Consider the following 15,183-nt stretch of genomic DNA (forward strand, 5'->3'; position numbering starts at 1 on the left):
ATCTATCGTTTAGAAATCGTTTTTCGCCGCTGGCGGAAGGTATAACCGCCGTTTCCGGAGATCCTCTTCTTTCATATGATATTTTGTCAGCGCAAAGGAGTGATATGATGGACGCGTATTATAACTGTTTGCATTGCATGAATCGGAAGGTTCGCATATTAACGACGGACGGCAAAGTGCATGTAGGGAAAATCGTGAAGGTCGACAGGGAGCGCGTGTATTTGGAAACCGAGCAAGACGGGCCTGTCCGAACCTCGGCTTTTTCGCCTTACGGATGGGGTTACCGCAGAGCGATTATTCCGCTTAGCTTGTTTACTCTGCTCGCGATCGCGTTGATCTGACCGAATTTGTTCTCCCCGGTACCGGGGAGATTTTTTTTGAGGAGCCGAAACCATTGGAGGGCAAGCCCCGAAGGCCGCCGCGGCTGAATGGCGCTACAAAAAACACGAAGCACAGATGTTTGCGCCTCGTGTTGTTTGCATGCCGCTGAAGGATCAGCCGAAAATCAGTTCCAGATCTGCTTTGCCGCCGAAACGACCAGCCCCAGCTTGTTCCACTGGTCCTGATCCGCGACCGCATTGCCCTCTTCCGTCGAAGCAAAGCCGCATTGCGGGCTCAGGCAGAGCTGTTCGAGCGGCACGTATTCGGCCGCTTCCCGCACGCGCCGCTTGATGTCTTCCATATTTTCCATCTCGCCGGTTTTGGTGGTGACCAGTCCAAGCACGACGCGCTGGCCCCGGATATGGCGAAGCGGTTTGAAATCGCCCGCACGATCGCTGTCGTATTCCAGGAAAAAGCCGTCCACATTCACGCGGGAGAACAGCTCTTTGGCAATCGGCTCATAACCTCCGTCGTACAGCCAGGAAGATTTGAAGTTGCCGCGGCAAATGTGAATCGTGATGGCCATGTCGGCGGGCTTTTGCTCGACGGCTTCGATGGTGATATCGGCGAACGTTTTCATCAGTGCATCCGGATCGTAGCCTTTCGCCCTGATTTTCTCCCGAAACGCGTCGCTGAACAACGCGCCCCAGCTTGTATCGTCGAGCTGAAGGTAGCGGCAGCCGGCATCGTAAAATGCCTGAATCGCGTTACGGTATACTTGCACGATGTCTTTCGCGGCATCTTCCAAAGCAGGGTATGCAGGGTGATCGGCATATTTCTGGCTGTTGACGACGCCGGAATAAAAGATCATGTTCGGACCCGGAATCGTAAACTTGGCCACATGCTCCCCCGCAGCCTGCTTCAGGAATTTAAAATCCTCCAAAAACGGATGATCCGCAGGAAAAGCCAGCTTCGAAGCAACCGTGTATCCTTTGGCTTTGCTCATCGCTCCATGGAACAAGCCGGAAGCATCGAGATCAAACACCTCGATTCCATGGATGGCTTCGATGAAGTCCAGATGCCACCAAGTGCGTCTGAATTCGCCGTCCGTCACGGCCGTCAGGCCGACCGCCTTCTGTTTATCCACCAGCTTCACGATCTCGGCGTCTTCGACTGCGCGCAGCTCTTCCTTCGAAATCAGTCCTTCCTGGAACTTGGCTCTGGCTTCTTTGAGAACTTGCGGACGCAGGAAGCTTCCCACTTGGTCGGCGCGGTACGGCGGCGCCATGTTGTTTGTTTCCGTTTTCAATTCGTTTCTCTCCTTTGTCTCCAGCAGCAAAAAAATGTCGATGGTATTTTGCGGCAAACCGTTATATCTGATTATCCTACTTCTCCGCGCGGTATACAAGTCATGATTTTGCAAAATTCGCATCGGGCATAAGTTTATCGTCATTTTTCGGCGATGTTCGGCATACGCGCTTCCGTTTAACCGATTTGCCGAAAAATCGCGAATTGCGTTTCCCGACACAAAGACAAAAAAAGACCGTTTTCACCCCATATGGCGGATGAAACGGTCACGTACGGTTCCCTGTTTGCGGCAACCTGATTCCGCCGCGGGCCTGATCAAAAAATAACCGGCAGCCCCGTTTTGGCGGACTCGTTGGCGGCCAGCGTCACTTCAAGCGTCCGCAGCGCCTCACCGTACGGGGCGAGAATCAGGCTGCGGTCCCCGGTTTCCACCGCCTGGATGAAGGCATCGTCCTGCGCCTGGTAAAAATCGTCCCGGCCTTTGAATACCCAAGTTTGATCCGGTTCCGTTATGGTCAAGTGGCTGCCTTCCAAGGTCAGCCTGAAGTTGCGCCCCATCATTTCCAGCGAAGACCTTCCGTCCGGCTGCGGAAAAAACCCGGTATCGATATGCCCGAGGGCGCCCGATGCAAACACCATGTTGACCGAAGCCGCATCGGGGGTGGTGATCCCGGGAACGTCCCGGCTGAGCAGCAGCCCCATGTCGGCGGATATTTTGCGGACGTCGCCCGCCAAATACAGCATCAAATCCACGTTGTGCGTCGTCTGCTCCACCAGCTGTCCCCCGGACTTGGCATGGTCCACCCACCATGGATTCGGCGGAAGTCCTCCGAAACGGTAAGCCCGAACCATCGCGATCTCTTTGCCCTCCAGGTAACGTTTGGCCCGCTGAACGGATTCCATATAACGCAAGCAGTAGCCCGACCCGGCGATGATCCCGGATTGCTCCAATGCTTCCGCTTTCCGGCGGACCTCATCCATGCGGAGTCCAAGCGGCTTTTCGACGAGCAGGTGAATCCCGCGTTCCGCCGCTTTTTCTTCCATGTTCCCGTGGGCGAACGGCGGGACGCATATAAATAAGGCGTCCAGCTTTTCGCGGTCCAACATTTCGTCGAAATCATCATACGCCTTTCCCCCGTACTGCCGGGCGGCCCGTTCCGCCGCAGCCGGCGCGACGTCGCAGACGGCCGCCAGCTCGGCCCGTTCATTCCGGTGAATATGCTTCAAATGCTCTGCAGCGATGATCCCGGCCCCGACAACGCCGATTCTGATCATTTGCCTGCCTCCCCTTCGCTTTTTTCGCGTGTTAATACGGATTTTTGCCCAAAATGACGTCCAAATGGCGGGACGTGTCAAAGATCAGCTGGTCCGGAAAACTTGCGTAGGGCTCCAGCTCGGCGGTCAAGCTGTCGCGGTATCCGATATCGCTCAAAGCCAGGCGGACGTTCAGCCAGTCCACGTCCCCGGATAACAGCGGCACGAAACCGTGGTAATTGCCGACCTTCGTCCGGAAATCTTTCACGTGAATTTTGCGGATGCGGCTTCCGAGCGTCCGGATCCAATGTTCCGGTCTTCCGAAGGCCAGCGTGTTGCCGACGTCGAAATAAGCCCCGACATGCTCCGATTCGAACTGGTCGATATAGCGGGCCATTTCAAGCGGACTCCACAGAAACTGGTTCCAAACATTTTCGATGGCGATGCTTAAAGGCGTGCCGGCGATATCGTCGATCAGCGGCTGCAAAGCCATCGTCGAGCGCTCCCATACTTCCTCGTACGAGACGTTTTCTTCGATCCGCCCCGGCACCACGAGGATCGTATCGACTTCAAGCTCCAGCGCCAGTTCGATTTGCTTGCGGACGGATTCTACCCCAAGGCTCCTCGTTTCTTTGTCCGGGGAACTAAGCGGGTATTTTCCAAGCATCTCGGTCGAAAGGCTGCTGATCGTCAGCCCATAGCTGCGGACCAGCCTCCCGAGCGCTTTCGCGTCTTCAGGCGTCGTATCCATCGTCAATCCCACGCCGCCGGGAGCGTACAGATTCAGCTCGATCGTGTCAAATCCGGCCGCCGAGCTGGTGCGCAGCACTTTGCTCAGCGGAGTCCCCGGCGGGAAACACCATTGATTGATTCCCTTCTTCATCTTCAGTCCTCCTCCCATCTCTCGCCCGTCACCCGAAAACGAAATGGATAAGTGCAAAGCTCCGCGGGGAGCTTTGCACCTTGGCTGTCACTTCAAGTTTGCCGACCATTTTTCCGCGCGCTGCTGCAGATCGTCCAGGAATGACTGGATATCCGGAGCGTTGCCGGTGGCCGCTTTGCTGATGAATCCGTTAACCGCGGGCACGATGTCGCTCATGTAGAAGGGGTTGGCTTCGTCCATGAGTTCCGAGTGGCCCACTTCGGCGATTTCCAGCGCCTTTTTCACGTATTTGTCTTCAGGGGAAACGAAATCCGCATTTTTCAGCGTCGGCGTCAGCGCAAAATTTTCGTACATGTACCGCTGGGTCATCGGACTCGTCAGGAACTTGAGCACTTCCCAGGAGGCTTTGACGTCCTTGGCGTTTTTCGCCATGACGAACGGGTCGACCGCCACCCAACCTTCCCCTTTGGGTCCCATGTTCATGACCGGCTCAAACCGGTCCAGCAGCTCCTTGTTTTTCTTGCTTAAATATTCGTTCATCGTGGAGCCGCCGGTGGAATCCAGCGCGATCGCGATATTGTTGCGTTCAAGCCCGAAGTTCTCCGCACCCTGGGCGTTCACGAAGCCGGCCGGCGGCAGTTTTGCCGCTTCCTTCAGCCATTCCATGACCTTCACCATTTCCGGCGTGTTCAAATGCCATTTGATGTTCTTGACGTCCTTTAACGTGCCTTCGGCGCCTTTGGCTCCAAACGCCAGCGTCAACGCGACGAACGTCGATCCGTTGAGCGAGTTGCCGCTCCAGTACAGTCCGTAGTTATCTTCGCCGGTTTTCGGGTTTTTGCCGGTCATTTTTTTGGCCTTTTCAAGAATTTCGGCCGGGTCGGCTTTGGCGGAAAGCGGTTCCACTCCCCAGTCTTCAAAAAGCTTTTTGTCGTAGATGGTCATTCTGCGCCCAAGCGCCACCGGAATGCCGAATTGTTTCGAGCCGTCGGGCGACTTGGTGCTGTAGGAATTGTTCATGATGCCTGCCAGGTAAATATTCGGGTCAAAGCTCGCATCTTCCTTGATCAGGTCATCCAAGTCCCGGAGCAATCCGTCCTGGTACCACTGGGACGCAAAAGCTCCGCCGGTGTACAGCACATCCACGTCGCCGGAAAGCAGCATCGCGGATTGTTTGGCTTTGACGTTTTCCCATGGAATTTGATACAGCTCGAGTTTAATGTTCGGATACATTTTGTTGAACGTCTGCTCAAGATACTCGTTCAGCCCGATGGTCGGGTTTCCCGTCTGCGCGTTGATGCCGTTGTCCAGCTGCCATCCCGCCAACGCCACCCTGACGTTCCCTTTCATGTCGGACACCTTCTTGATTTCCACGCCGCCCGTGACGTCCGTATCCGATCCGCCCGAACAAGCTGCAAGCGAAAGCGTCAGCAGGCTGGACATGAGAAGCAATAGAAGCTTTTTCATGAATCCGTTCCCCCTTTTTCATCACACCTGGAATGGAAGCACTTCAAAACGCTGCTTACTGTTTGATTCCCGACAAAGCGATGCTTTCGATAATGTAGCGCTGCAAAAACATATATACGACGACGACCGGAATCAGGCTTACAGTCGTGGCAGCCATAATGATGGAAGGCTGTTTGTCGATGCCGTTGTTGTAGGTGAACATCGCGAGGCCGATTTGGATGGTGTATTTGGTCGCTTTTTTCAGGATCAGAAGCGGCCACAGCATGTCGTTCCAAACGCCCAAAAAGAGCAAAATGACCATGGTGGCGATGATCGGCGTGCACAGCGGAAGGTACACCCTGCCGAACACGGACCCCTCCTTCGCTCCGTCCAAAATGGCGGCCTCCCGGAGCGTCGTCGGCAGCTGATCGAAAAAGGCTTTGGCCAAAAACGTCCCGAACGCATAGTTCAGGGCGGGCAGGTAAAACGCCAAATAATTATCGACAAGCCCCAGCTTGCTGAACAGCAAATATTGCGGGATCATCGTCATTTCAAAAGGGATCATCATCGTGCTCAAGGCAAGCAGCAGCACGATGTTCGCCCCCTTGAAACGCAGCTTGGATAACGCGTACCCCGAGAGCAGCGCCGACAAGGCGCTGACGATGATGACGCCGGCGCTCACCAGAATCGAATTCGAAATGTATCGGAACATCTTGATGCTGGTAAACGCCGCCTCGAAGGTTTTGATGGAGGGTTCCTCCGGCCACAGCCTCGGCGGGAAATTGATATGAAGACGGGCAGCCCAGTCGAAGCTTGTGACGAGCATCCACAGAAACGGCACGATCATAATGAAGGATCCGAGCGAAAGCACGATCGTCAATATCCATTGGTTCAGGGAAATCTTTTTTCGCCGGTGCTTGAAATTGGCATCCACGGTGTTCATCGATTGACCTCCTAACTCAGAATGGGACGGGTTGAAGCTGCAACTCCCCCGATCAGTCGAAGCTGTCCTTCCGCCGGTTCAGCAGCATCATGACCGCCGTCAGCACGAAAATCATGATAAAGAGCAAATACGAGGCAGCGGTCGCCGTACCCATCTGCGAGGAGAGAAAGGCGTTCCGGTAAATATACAGCACCACCGTCATCAGGCTGCCGCCCGGATTGCCCGCCGTGCCGCCGATCAGCCACACGTCCGTAAACCGTTTCATGCCGCCGATCGTGCCCATGATGAGCATGAACACGAATATCGGCCTTAAATACGGAATCGTCACATACAGCCATTTGCGGTAGGTACCCGCGCCGTCGACCTCGGCCGCTTCGTACAGATCCCGCGGAACGCTTTGCAGCCCCGCCAAAAAAATGATCGTATTGTAACCGAGCGCCCCCCATAAGCTCATCAGAACGATGCTGTACCGGGACACCTGCGGATTCGTGAACCAGCCGACGGGGTCGATGCCGAACAAGCCGATGACGAAGTTCAGCAGCCCTTCCTTGGAAGGGTAAAACAGAAACGAAAACAGCAGCGTCGTCGCCACCCCGGACACGACGTTCGGCAGAAAAAATACGGCCTTGAAAAAGTTTTTGCCCATATGCCATTTCAGGTTGTTGATCAGGCTCGCCAAAATAAAGGACAGGGCGATGCCGAGAATTACCGACCAAATGCCGATAAAAAGCGTATTTGTAAGCGCTTGCCAAAACAGCGAATCCGACAGCACGTAATCGTAGTTGCTTAGTCCGACCCATGTTCCGCCGATCGATAGTCCCGAGGTTTGATGGAAGCTCATGATCAGCGCAGCGATCATCGGATAAATCGCAAAAGCGAGCACGCCGATGATCAGTGGTGCGCTGAACAGGTAACCCATCCAGTCATTCCGGGTGAATCGCCTTTTCCGCTTGACCTTGGGTTCCAGGGGTGTATCCGTTTTCACATTTGCGTTCAATGACAAGCCGGTTTCCTCCTTCCGGTTCGCAGCACTTGCTAAGATGTTGACGACATGATCAGAATCTGGCGAAGCATTTTTTAAAATATGTATGTGTACGGGATGGGTTTATGTTTTCTTTTTTTGGGAGGGAACAAAAAAAGAGAGCCGGTCCCGGCTCCCTTTCCCTGCTGCTTCTACTGCTTCGGTTTTTCATGGTTTACGGCAAGTGTGATAATCATGACGACAAGCGTCAGCAGCGCGATCAGCTGGTCGATGGTCATAACCGTCCGCCTCCCTGCAATCAGGATGGCTCTGTCGGGCGGTTTCCTTGCTCCCATGATTGCCTGGTTACGTTTCCCCATACATACTTATTCGCGCCGCCTGCAGCTTATTCGTCTTTTGGACGCAAAAATGCCTTCACTTTCCTGATGCAACCCTCTTTGTCCGTAAACGCATGGTACAGCCTGCCCGCAACGACCGATTGGTCGCCGAAAAAGAACCGTTCGTACAGCGTCTGCCGCCCGCCGAACCCGCTCGAGCTGAGGTCCCACGCCAGGCGGAACAGCGCCGTTTTCGAACATGCGTCGATGCCTGCGCCCCGGAGGTAACGTTCCATCGCTTCGCTGGATTCGGACGCAAAATCGCGCTCGGACGGAATCATGATGACGCTGCTTCCCCCAAGCAGCTGAATCAGTTCGATCATGCGCGGATACATCTTGGGAAACAGCACGTTTGCCGTCCAAATCGGCCGCCGGTTCGGGAGCATGCTTCCGAAACGGTCGGGAGCCGCTCCCGCTTCCGAGGCAATGAGCAGGGATTTCAGCGTCTCGAAAAACGCGATGACTTCCGTGATTTTATCGATGGTGGACGGATAAGAAGCCCGATCCAACGTCTCGGCCATATAAAAAAGAATGCCCAGCGCAAATTCCGTTTTGGCGACATACCTGCAAAGCACCTGATGGCCGCAGTGGACATGAAAACCGCTTGCATTGAAAAATCGCATGGACAGCCGCTCGTCCCCCAGGATAAACACGCGCTCCCACGGCACAAGAACGTCTTCGAACAAGACCAGCGTATCCATCTCGTCAAACCGGGAGCTGAGCGGATAGTCGTATGCCGAAACGCCTTGCGCCAGGCTTTCCCTGCATAACCAACGCATGCCCGGAAGATTGTTCGGAACGGCAAACGCAAACGTTCTTGGACTGTCCTCTTCGGGCATATACGGCGAGGCCGGAGGGTATACCAAAATTTCGTCCGTCGTCACGCCTTGGGTCGCCAGCAAAAAAGCGCCGTTTACGACGATGCCTTCCTGGTTCCGTTCCACGATCCTTGCCGCGCAGCTGGATATGCTGCCGTCCTCAAGCAATTCGTCGAAACGGCTGGCATGGGGCTGCACGAATGCATGGGAAAGGGAGATGTCACGCTCCCGGCAATAGACGTAATAGGCTCGCATACGATCCGCAAATTCGGGTTTCTTTTCGCCAAGCAGTCCGGCGGCCGCGTAAAATGCCATCAGCCCGGTATTCATGTAATCCGGCGATCTTCCCAGCAGTCCATGATGCCGCTCTCCCCATAACGTCATCATCTCCCTGCGTTTCGCCAAATCCTCCTTCGTTACGGGCTGCTTAAACGACAATCCGACGGCGTCTCCCGTGGACGGGGAGCAATAGGTCATGCGCTCCCTATAATCGGGATGATGCTGCAAATCGTACAGCTCCGCCTGCGTAGTCATCAGCCCCCGAAAAGCAGCATGATCCGAAAGCCTGCCGTCCACTCGTTCTCCGTCTATCCAAACCCGGGGGTTGGCCTGATCGATACGCTCGATAAACTGTTTTCCGTTTTTTGCCGGCACAGGCGCAGCCTCCTTTGAAAAATGGATGATCCCATTCTATTCAGAAGGGCCTCCGTCAGGAAGCGGCAGCAACCTAATAGGAAGCCAAAATGCCGTCAAACGAAGCAGAACCAAGTGCATTGTTACCGTAAAATGTTGTACAATAGAGGTTATGGTTATGTTAATTCATGAAAAAAATGCCTAGAAGGATGGATCGCAAAATGTATGTAGCCCGTGATTGGCAAGATTACGAATTGATGGATACGGGATCCGGCGAAAAGCTGGAACGCTGGGGGGACGTCATCCTCCGCAGACCGGACCCGCAAATCATATGGCCTATCCAAAACGAAAGCGTGAAGTGGCGCGAGGTTCACGGCCATTATCATCGAAGCTCTTCCGGCGGCGGACACTGGGACATGAAAAAGAAACTTCCGGACCGCTGGACGATCTCTTACGACCAATTAAAATTTTATATCCGCCCGACCAATTTCAAACACACGGGCCTGTTCCCGGAACAAGCGGCCAACTGGCGCTGGATGATGGACAAGATTGCGGCGGCCAAACGGCCGATCAAAGTGCTGAATTTGTTCGCCTACACCGGAGGCGCTACGGTTGCGGCAGCTTATGCCGGAGCGGAAGTCGTCCACGTCGACGCAGCGAAAGGCATGGTGCAGTGGGCGAAAGAAAACCTTCAGCTGTCGGGCCTCGGCGATCGCCCGGTCCGTTTCATCACCGATGACGTGTTCAAGTTCGTGCAGCGCGAACACCGCAGAGGAAACCGTTACGACGGGATCATCATGGACCCTCCGTCTTATGGTCGCGGACCCGGCGGGGAAATGTGGAAACTGGAGCAGAGCCTGTACCCGTTCGTGGAGAGCTGCATGGGCATCATGTCCGACAATCCGCTGTTCATGCTTATCAATTCCTATACGACCGGCATTTCGCCGACCGTGCTTCACAACGTTTTAAGCATGACCGCAGGCCGACGTTTCGGCGGAACCATCTCCTGCGGAGAGCTGGGGCTTCCGATCACGGCGTCCGGGCTTCATTTGCCGTGCGGCATCCTCGGCCGCTGGGAGTCGTGACCGGGTTATGAGCCAAGAACATGCATCGCAAATGCCGATATTATACGAGGACAATCACCTGCTCGGCATCGTCAAGCCGGTCAACATTCCGACCCAGGCCGACGTCTCCGGCGATCCCGACCTGCTTACGCTGCTGAAAGAAGACATTAAGGAGCGTTACAACAAACCCGGGAACGTCTATTTGGGGCTCGTGCACAGGCTGGACCGGCCGGTAGGCGGCGCGATGATTTTCGCCAAAACGTCGAAAGCCGCTTCGCGCCTGTCCGAAGCCGTCCGCAGCCGGAGCTTCCGCAAAATATACGCGGCCGTCGTTCACGGGCGGCTCCCCGCTCCCCGGGGCACGCTCAGGGATATGCTGTTGAAGGATCCGAAGACCAATACGGTCTCCGTGGTCAAGGCCGGAACGCCGGGGGCCAAGGAGGCTGTCCTCGATTACGAGGTGCTCGGCACCGACGGCTCCTTCAGCCTCGTCCGGGTCGAGCTGCATACCGGAAGATCGCATCAGATTCGCGTCCAGATGAATCAGGCAGGCTGCCCGTTGTACGGCGACCAAAAGTACGGAAGCCGCGTCAACAAACCCGGGCAGCAAATCGCGCTTTGGTCGGTCTTGGTCGGCTTTCCGCATCCGGTGACCAAAGAGAACGTGGTCCTGACTTCCCTGCCCCCTGCGGAGCACCCTTGGAATTTATGGTCCGACACGGTGTTGGAGCGTCTGCGGGACGATTTCTAAACGATATAAAGCAGTCGTGCCGGGTCATTGTAACCGGCGACTGGATTCTAAACTCAAAAAGGCACGTCAACGATTCGGTTGATGTGCTTTTTTTCATGACGCAAAGGAGCGGGGAATCCCCGCTCCTTTGCTTTGGTTTGGTATATCGTTCCCGAACGTTTGCTATAGATCGTTCCCGAACAGTTCCCGTACCCGGATCTCGTCATAGGAACGTACCTGAAGATCCGCTTCGGCCAAATCTTGGTTTCCCGAGTTCGGATTAAGGTATCCGATGCATCTCATGCCGGCCGTTTTGGCGGCAAGCATGCCGTTTCTTGAATCTTCGAGCACGACGCAATGCTGCGGCTGCACGCCGAGCTGCTTGGCCGTTTCGAGGTAAATATCAGGCGCGGGTTTTCCTTTGGGAACCTCTTCGCCGCTGACCACCGTCTTGAAAAAGCGGCTCAGACCGAATTTCCCCAAGACGCCTTCAATGAATACTCTCGGGGATGAGGAGGCAACCGCCATGGGAATGTTCATTCCGCGAAGCTGCTCCATCAGGGCCACCACCCCCGCGATCGGCTCAATCTCCAGATTCTTCAGAATGTTCATTTTCAGGTTCAATTGGTATTCGATCATTTCCTCCACCGTATGGGGCAAATTTCGTTCCTGTTTAAAAATGCCCAGCATTTCCGGGTTCGTCATCCCGACGAACCGTTCCAGCTCCTGCTCGTTCGTTTCCACGCCGAAATGCCCGAGCGTTCGGATATCGACGTCAAAATGAATCGGCTCGCTGTCGATGATGACCCCGTCCATGTCAAAAATAAATGCGTGTTCCATGTTGATCCTCCATGATCTTCCGGTACTCGCCGGTTTTCCTTTGTACGTTCATGTTCGTTGGGCGGCAGGCTCGATCGGCGTCCCCGCCATCTCCGGATCCGGATTAAACATAAAGGACAGCAGCACGCTGCTGTCCTTTATGGTGCCGGAAAGGGCGTTAGCGGCCCAGGGTGTCCGTGATCAAGATCCGTTACTCCCTGCACGCAAAATAAGCACGTGATCGGCATTCCGCTGAAAATGGTACGGTACGGCTTTCGTTTCCGCGTCCCATCCCTCGCTTTGGGCAAACGCGATCAATCGCTCCGCTTCATCCGGCCTGCGGCCGCTTTGGTCAACCAGCGGGAAAATCCTTAACTCTTTGCCGGTGACCCGAAGCAGCTCCCGCAAGGCGGCGCGATGGAACTCCGCGTCCAGCCTGTCGGCGTATGTAAACAAAAAATGGGCCGACAAGGTCAAGTCGAATTGCCGGTCCCGGAAGGGCAGCGACGGCAGCGTCACGGGCACGTACCTTTCCGGACGCCTTTCCATATCCTCCGTGCAGGACCGCAGCGCTTGAAGGCGTTCGGCGCGCAATGCTTCGACATCGCGGAATTCACTCCAAATGTACCGCTCCCGCTGCGTTGCCACATGTTCCATGGCATGGTCGATATCCCGGAGGCCCTTTTCAAGCAGCAGGCCCGCCTCATGGCCATATGCGATATCCGCCGCCGTCACCTCGCAGCCAAGCTCGCCCGCCTTGGCCGTAAACGAGCAGGCGCCGGCCGGACAGTCCAGGATTCTTTTGCCTTGAATATGATGCTCCTCGAGGCCGAACATACGCATATATTCCTCGTATGTCCTGCCGATAAAGACGATCCGCTCCAGCATGTTTTCCGCCGGCTCTGCGTCTCGTCCGCTCTTTGCGCTAAACCCTCTGCTATCCTCTGCTCTGCTCATCTCGTCTCAACTCACCTTTCCGAATATGTCATCCGCACGGATGAGTCCGTGCTTATGGAAATATTATCCTATTCGAATCGATAAGTCCAGAACCTTTCCGTACTAAACCGGCTTTTGATCTGTTCATCCTCTTCGGAATACGTGCCCAGCATTTCACTCCAGCGGAACTGGGAGGCGTGCGCACGGATGGAACCGAATTTGTTCGGCAGGAAATCCCTGACGTCGACCGCGACGTCCGGTTTGCCGATGATCTGCTCGCAGCCTTTCGCAAACGCGACGCAGTTCACGACGGGACGCTGTTCCTTCGGCATGGCCGCAACCGTCCGGATCACCGCTTCCCCGGTGGCATCATGGTCCGGATGGACGCTGAATCCCGGGTAAAACGTAATGATAAGGGACGGCTTCACTTCATCGATCAGCTTGCGCAGCATGCCGTCCAGCATGTCCCGGTCTTCGAATTCGATCGTTTTATCATGAAGCCCCATCAGGCGCAAATCCTGAATGCCGATCGAGCGGCAGGATGCCTCAAGCTCCTTCCGACGGTGCTCCGGCAGCGTGACGCGGTTGGCCACGAGCGGTTTGCCCATGTTTCTCGCCATTTCGCCCAGCGTCAAGCACGCATACGTCACGGTTGCGCCTTCATGGATGCGTTTGGCCAGCGTTCCGGAAGTGCCGAAGGATTCATCGTCCGGATGGGGAAATACGACCAATATATGATTTTCCATTTTCTATAATCACCCTTTCACTTGATGACGGCAGACTTGCTGTTTAGAACGGTTCTTTGCCCAACTGCAGCGCGACGACCAGCTTGCCGTCGCTGTCATGGCCCGCCATAATCAGCCGCTCGGTTTCCGTTTCCTCGAAATGCGTCAATCCTTGCGAATAAATCCAGCCTTGCTCCATCTTAAGCCCGACGCGGTATGGCCCCGTTCCTTGAATCTTTCCGTGGGTATACCGGACGATGCCGTTTTTGATGAACGTCGAGGCCGTAAACTTCGATTCGTCGTTATGCGAAGCATAAGCCCCCGTCGTCATTTCGAGATGTATATAAAGATCCTGATCCTGCAGTTTGTCGATTAACTCCTGAACCATCTGCGGATTAATAAGCTGCAATCCAATCCCTCCGTTTCCAAGACGTCTGTCGAAATCGTCCGAATCCTCCTGCAAACCAGGTTCGATCGATCCCGAATGCTGCAGGTCCAAACTGCAACATATTTTATTATAATTCAAAGCACTTCATTTTCACAAACATGCTTTTGCCTCATCCGGCCGGCTATACCGTTAAAAAACTCGACTTGTACTCGAATTAGCCCGCATAGCGGAGCCGATCGGCGAACCATGATGTTTTCGCATTGCTAAAATCGGCTTTTATGCCCCATCCCGTTGAACGAAAAAAGCTGCCTTACGGCAGCCTTTTTCCCCATATTTCCGTTTAATCGGCCAATGCCTTGCCCTTGGTTTCTTTCCCCAGAAAAAGCACGCCCAAGGCCCCGATCAAAATGATGACGAAAAACATGATAAATATCGCATTGATTTCGACGTGACGCTGCACCAAATACCCCACAAGGAACGGCGCGATGACGCCGCCGATCCGGCCGACGGAGGTCGCAATCCCGACGCCCGTCGAACGGACCGAAGTCGGATACAGCTCCGGCGTGTAGGCGTACAGGCCGCCCCAAGCACCGAGGTTGAAAAACGAAAGGCAGATCCCCGCCGCGATAAGCGAGCCGGCCGAATCGGCGTTGCCGAACCAGGCGGCGCTGACGGCGGTGAGAACCAAGTAGGTGATCATGACGAATTTCCGGCCGAATTTCTCGATGAAATACGCAGCCGTAAAATAACCCGGAAGCTGGGCGATCGTCATGATCAGCACGTATTCGAAGCTTTTGATCAGGCTGAAGCCCTTCATCGTCATGACGGACGGAAGCCAAAGGAACATCCCGTAATACGAAAACACGACCGTAAACCACAAAATCCACAGCATCAACGTCGAGCGGCTATGTTCGCGGGTCCAGATGGAGGCCAGCTTGCCGGCAAACGATAAGGATGCCGCTTGGGTCCGATTGTTCCGGTATACGGGCGAATCGTCGATGGCGCGGCGCAGATACAGCGCGTAAAAGGCCGGAAGAGCACCAATGACAAAAGCGATCTGCCATCCGTAAGCCGGAATCAAAAAATACGATATGAGCGCGGCGGCCAGCCAGCCGCCCGCCCAAAAGCTCTCCAGCAGCACGACGGCCCGTCCCCGCTGGCTCGGATGGACGCTTTCGGACACCAGCGTCGACGCCACCGGCAGCTCGCCCCCAAGGCCGACGCCCGTAATAAAACGAAGCAGGCACAGCACCCAGAAGCTGGAGGCGAGCGCCGACAATCCGCTGGCTATCGAAAAGATGAGCAGCGTCCACAGCAAAACCTTCTTTCGGCCGAATTTATCGGCCAGATACCCGGCGGCGGCCGCGCCGACGACCATTCCGACGGAATTGACGCTCGTCAAAATGCCCACATCCTGCGGGGAGAGTTTCCACTCCAGCTGTAATGCCGTCACGATAAAAGAAATGATGCCGACGTCCATGGCGTCGAATAACCAGCTGAGGCCGGCGCTGAAAAGCAGTTTTCTCGTTTTTGGTTTCATAAGCGTTGCATCATTC

16 protein-coding genes are annotated in these 15,183 nt (G+C 55.1%); 3 read left to right on the forward strand and 13 right to left on the reverse strand.

What is annotated here, in order from left to right; all coding sequences use genetic code 11:
* Positions 1-107: 107 nt before the first annotated feature.
* Positions 108-341 carry a hypothetical protein gene (locus AC27KL_RS04485; RefSeq protein ID WP_339324430.1) on the forward strand — a complete coding sequence of 78 codons (234 nt, stop codon included), beginning with the start codon at positions 108-110 and terminating at the stop codon, positions 339-341.
* A 164-nt stretch (positions 342-505) separates the two neighbouring features.
* On the opposite strand, the gene AC27KL_RS04490 is transcribed toward AC27KL_RS04485, so the two are convergent.
* The 8 genes from AC27KL_RS04490 to AC27KL_RS04525 all read right to left on the reverse strand — a co-directional run bounded on the left by AC27KL_RS04490 (position 506) and on the right by AC27KL_RS04525 (position 8,986).
* On the reverse strand, positions 506-1,609 hold the full coding sequence (locus AC27KL_RS04490) for a 5-methyltetrahydropteroyltriglutamate--homocysteine S-methyltransferase (RefSeq protein WP_487169141.1): 1,104 nt from the start codon (positions 1,607-1,609) through the stop codon (positions 506-508).
* A 335-nt stretch (positions 1,610-1,944) separates the two neighbouring features.
* Positions 1,945-2,904: a Gfo/Idh/MocA family protein gene (locus AC27KL_RS04495; protein ID WP_487168991.1), complete on the reverse strand. Its 960-nt coding sequence runs from the start codon at positions 2,902-2,904 to the stop codon at positions 1,945-1,947.
* Between the two features lie 31 nt (positions 2,905-2,935).
* Positions 2,936-3,766, reverse strand: a complete 831-nt coding sequence (locus AC27KL_RS04500; RefSeq protein WP_340999426.1) for a sugar phosphate isomerase/epimerase family protein — start codon at positions 3,764-3,766, stop codon at positions 2,936-2,938.
* Positions 3,767-3,853: 87 nt separating this feature from the next.
* Positions 3,854-5,233 (reverse strand): extracellular solute-binding protein, encoded by a 1,380-nt coding sequence (locus tag AC27KL_RS04505; protein ID WP_339324427.1) that lies wholly within the window; start codon positions 5,231-5,233, stop codon positions 3,854-3,856.
* A gap of 55 nt (positions 5,234-5,288) precedes the next feature.
* The gene (locus AC27KL_RS04510; protein WP_487168992.1) at positions 5,289-6,155 is read right to left on the reverse strand and encodes a carbohydrate ABC transporter permease; all 867 of its coding nucleotides are present in this window, start codon (positions 6,153-6,155) and stop codon (positions 5,289-5,291) included.
* Between the two features lie 52 nt (positions 6,156-6,207).
* A complete protein-coding gene (locus tag AC27KL_RS04515; RefSeq protein ID WP_487169142.1) occupies positions 6,208-7,074 on the reverse strand; it encodes a carbohydrate ABC transporter permease in 867 nt (288 codons plus the stop codon).
* Between the two features lie 254 nt (positions 7,075-7,328).
* Complete coding sequence (locus AC27KL_RS04520) at positions 7,329-7,496, reverse strand: hypothetical protein (protein WP_487168993.1); 168 nt, start codon at positions 7,494-7,496, stop codon at positions 7,329-7,331.
* 26 nt (positions 7,497-7,522) lie between these two features.
* Positions 7,523-8,986 carry a 4-hydroxyphenylacetate 3-hydroxylase family protein gene (locus AC27KL_RS04525; RefSeq protein WP_487168994.1) on the reverse strand — a complete coding sequence of 488 codons (1,464 nt, stop codon included), beginning with the start codon at positions 8,984-8,986 and terminating at the stop codon, positions 7,523-7,525.
* Positions 8,987-9,186: 200 nt separating this feature from the next.
* On the opposite strand from AC27KL_RS04525, the gene AC27KL_RS04530 reads away from it, so the two are divergent.
* Positions 9,187-10,050, forward strand: a complete 864-nt coding sequence (locus AC27KL_RS04530; RefSeq protein ID WP_487168995.1) for a class I SAM-dependent methyltransferase — start codon at positions 9,187-9,189, stop codon at positions 10,048-10,050.
* Between the two features lie 7 nt (positions 10,051-10,057).
* The gene (locus AC27KL_RS04535; protein ID WP_487168996.1) at positions 10,058-10,780 is read left to right on the forward strand and encodes an RluA family pseudouridine synthase; all 723 of its coding nucleotides are present in this window, start codon (positions 10,058-10,060) and stop codon (positions 10,778-10,780) included.
* 162 nt (positions 10,781-10,942) lie between these two features.
* On the opposite strand, the gene AC27KL_RS04540 is transcribed toward AC27KL_RS04535, so the two are convergent.
* The 5 genes from AC27KL_RS04540 to AC27KL_RS04560 all read right to left on the reverse strand — a co-directional run bounded on the left by AC27KL_RS04540 (position 10,943) and on the right by AC27KL_RS04560 (position 15,167).
* Positions 10,943-11,599 (reverse strand): HAD family hydrolase, encoded by a 657-nt coding sequence (locus AC27KL_RS04540; protein ID WP_487168997.1) that lies wholly within the window; start codon positions 11,597-11,599, stop codon positions 10,943-10,945.
* A gap of 180 nt (positions 11,600-11,779) precedes the next feature.
* Positions 11,780-12,535, reverse strand: coding sequence for a class I SAM-dependent methyltransferase (locus AC27KL_RS04545; protein ID WP_487168998.1), 756 nt, complete (start codon positions 12,533-12,535; stop codon positions 11,780-11,782).
* A gap of 68 nt (positions 12,536-12,603) precedes the next feature.
* A complete protein-coding gene (gene bshB2 / locus AC27KL_RS04550) occupies positions 12,604-13,260 on the reverse strand; it encodes a bacillithiol biosynthesis deacetylase BshB2 (protein ID WP_487168999.1) in 657 nt (218 codons plus the stop codon).
* 43 nt (positions 13,261-13,303) lie between these two features.
* Positions 13,304-13,648 carry a YojF family protein gene (locus AC27KL_RS04555; protein ID WP_339324418.1) on the reverse strand — a complete coding sequence of 115 codons (345 nt, stop codon included), beginning with the start codon at positions 13,646-13,648 and terminating at the stop codon, positions 13,304-13,306.
* 319 nt (positions 13,649-13,967) lie between these two features.
* Entirely contained in the window at positions 13,968-15,167 is a 1,200-nt protein-coding gene (locus AC27KL_RS04560) for an MFS transporter (RefSeq protein ID WP_487169000.1), read from the reverse strand.
* Positions 15,168-15,183: the final 16 nt, after the last annotated feature.

The organism is Paenibacillus sp. YAE3 (genome assembly GCF_057546105.1).

Coding starts and splice junctions, on each gene's coding strand:
- AC27KL_RS04485 (WP_339324430.1), top strand. CDS start 108: ATGGACGCGTATTATAACTGTTTGCATTGCATGAATCGGAAGGTTCGC.
- bshB2 (WP_487168999.1), bottom strand. CDS start 13,260: ATGGAAAATCATATATTGGTCGTATTTCCCCATCCGGACGATGAATCC.
- AC27KL_RS04515 (WP_487169142.1), bottom strand. CDS start 7,074: ATGGGTTACCTGTTCAGCGCACCACTGATCATCGGCGTGCTCGCTTTT.
- AC27KL_RS04495 (WP_487168991.1), bottom strand. CDS start 2,904: ATGATCAGAATCGGCGTTGTCGGGGCCGGGATCATCGCTGCAGAGCAT.
- AC27KL_RS04500 (WP_340999426.1), bottom strand. CDS start 3,766: ATGAAGAAGGGAATCAATCAATGGTGTTTCCCGCCGGGGACTCCGCTG.
- AC27KL_RS04505 (WP_339324427.1), bottom strand. CDS start 5,233: ATGAAAAAGCTTCTATTGCTTCTCATGTCCAGCCTGCTGACGCTTTCG.
- AC27KL_RS04560 (WP_487169000.1), bottom strand. CDS start 15,167: ATGAAACCAAAAACGAGAAAACTGCTTTTCAGCGCCGGCCTCAGCTGG.
- AC27KL_RS04540 (WP_487168997.1), bottom strand. CDS start 11,599: ATGGAACACGCATTTATTTTTGACATGGACGGGGTCATCATCGACAGC.
- AC27KL_RS04510 (WP_487168992.1), bottom strand. CDS start 6,155: ATGAACACCGTGGATGCCAATTTCAAGCACCGGCGAAAAAAGATTTCC.
- AC27KL_RS04520 (WP_487168993.1), bottom strand. CDS start 7,496: ATGGGGAAACGTAACCAGGCAATCATGGGAGCAAGGAAACCGCCCGAC.
- AC27KL_RS04530 (WP_487168995.1), top strand. CDS start 9,187: ATGTATGTAGCCCGTGATTGGCAAGATTACGAATTGATGGATACGGGA.
- AC27KL_RS04490 (WP_487169141.1), bottom strand. CDS start 1,609: ATGGCGCCGCCGTACCGCGCCGACCAAGTGGGAAGCTTCCTGCGTCCG.
- AC27KL_RS04535 (WP_487168996.1), top strand. CDS start 10,058: ATGAGCCAAGAACATGCATCGCAAATGCCGATATTATACGAGGACAAT.
- AC27KL_RS04545 (WP_487168998.1), bottom strand. CDS start 12,535: ATGAGCAGAGCAGAGGATAGCAGAGGGTTTAGCGCAAAGAGCGGACGA.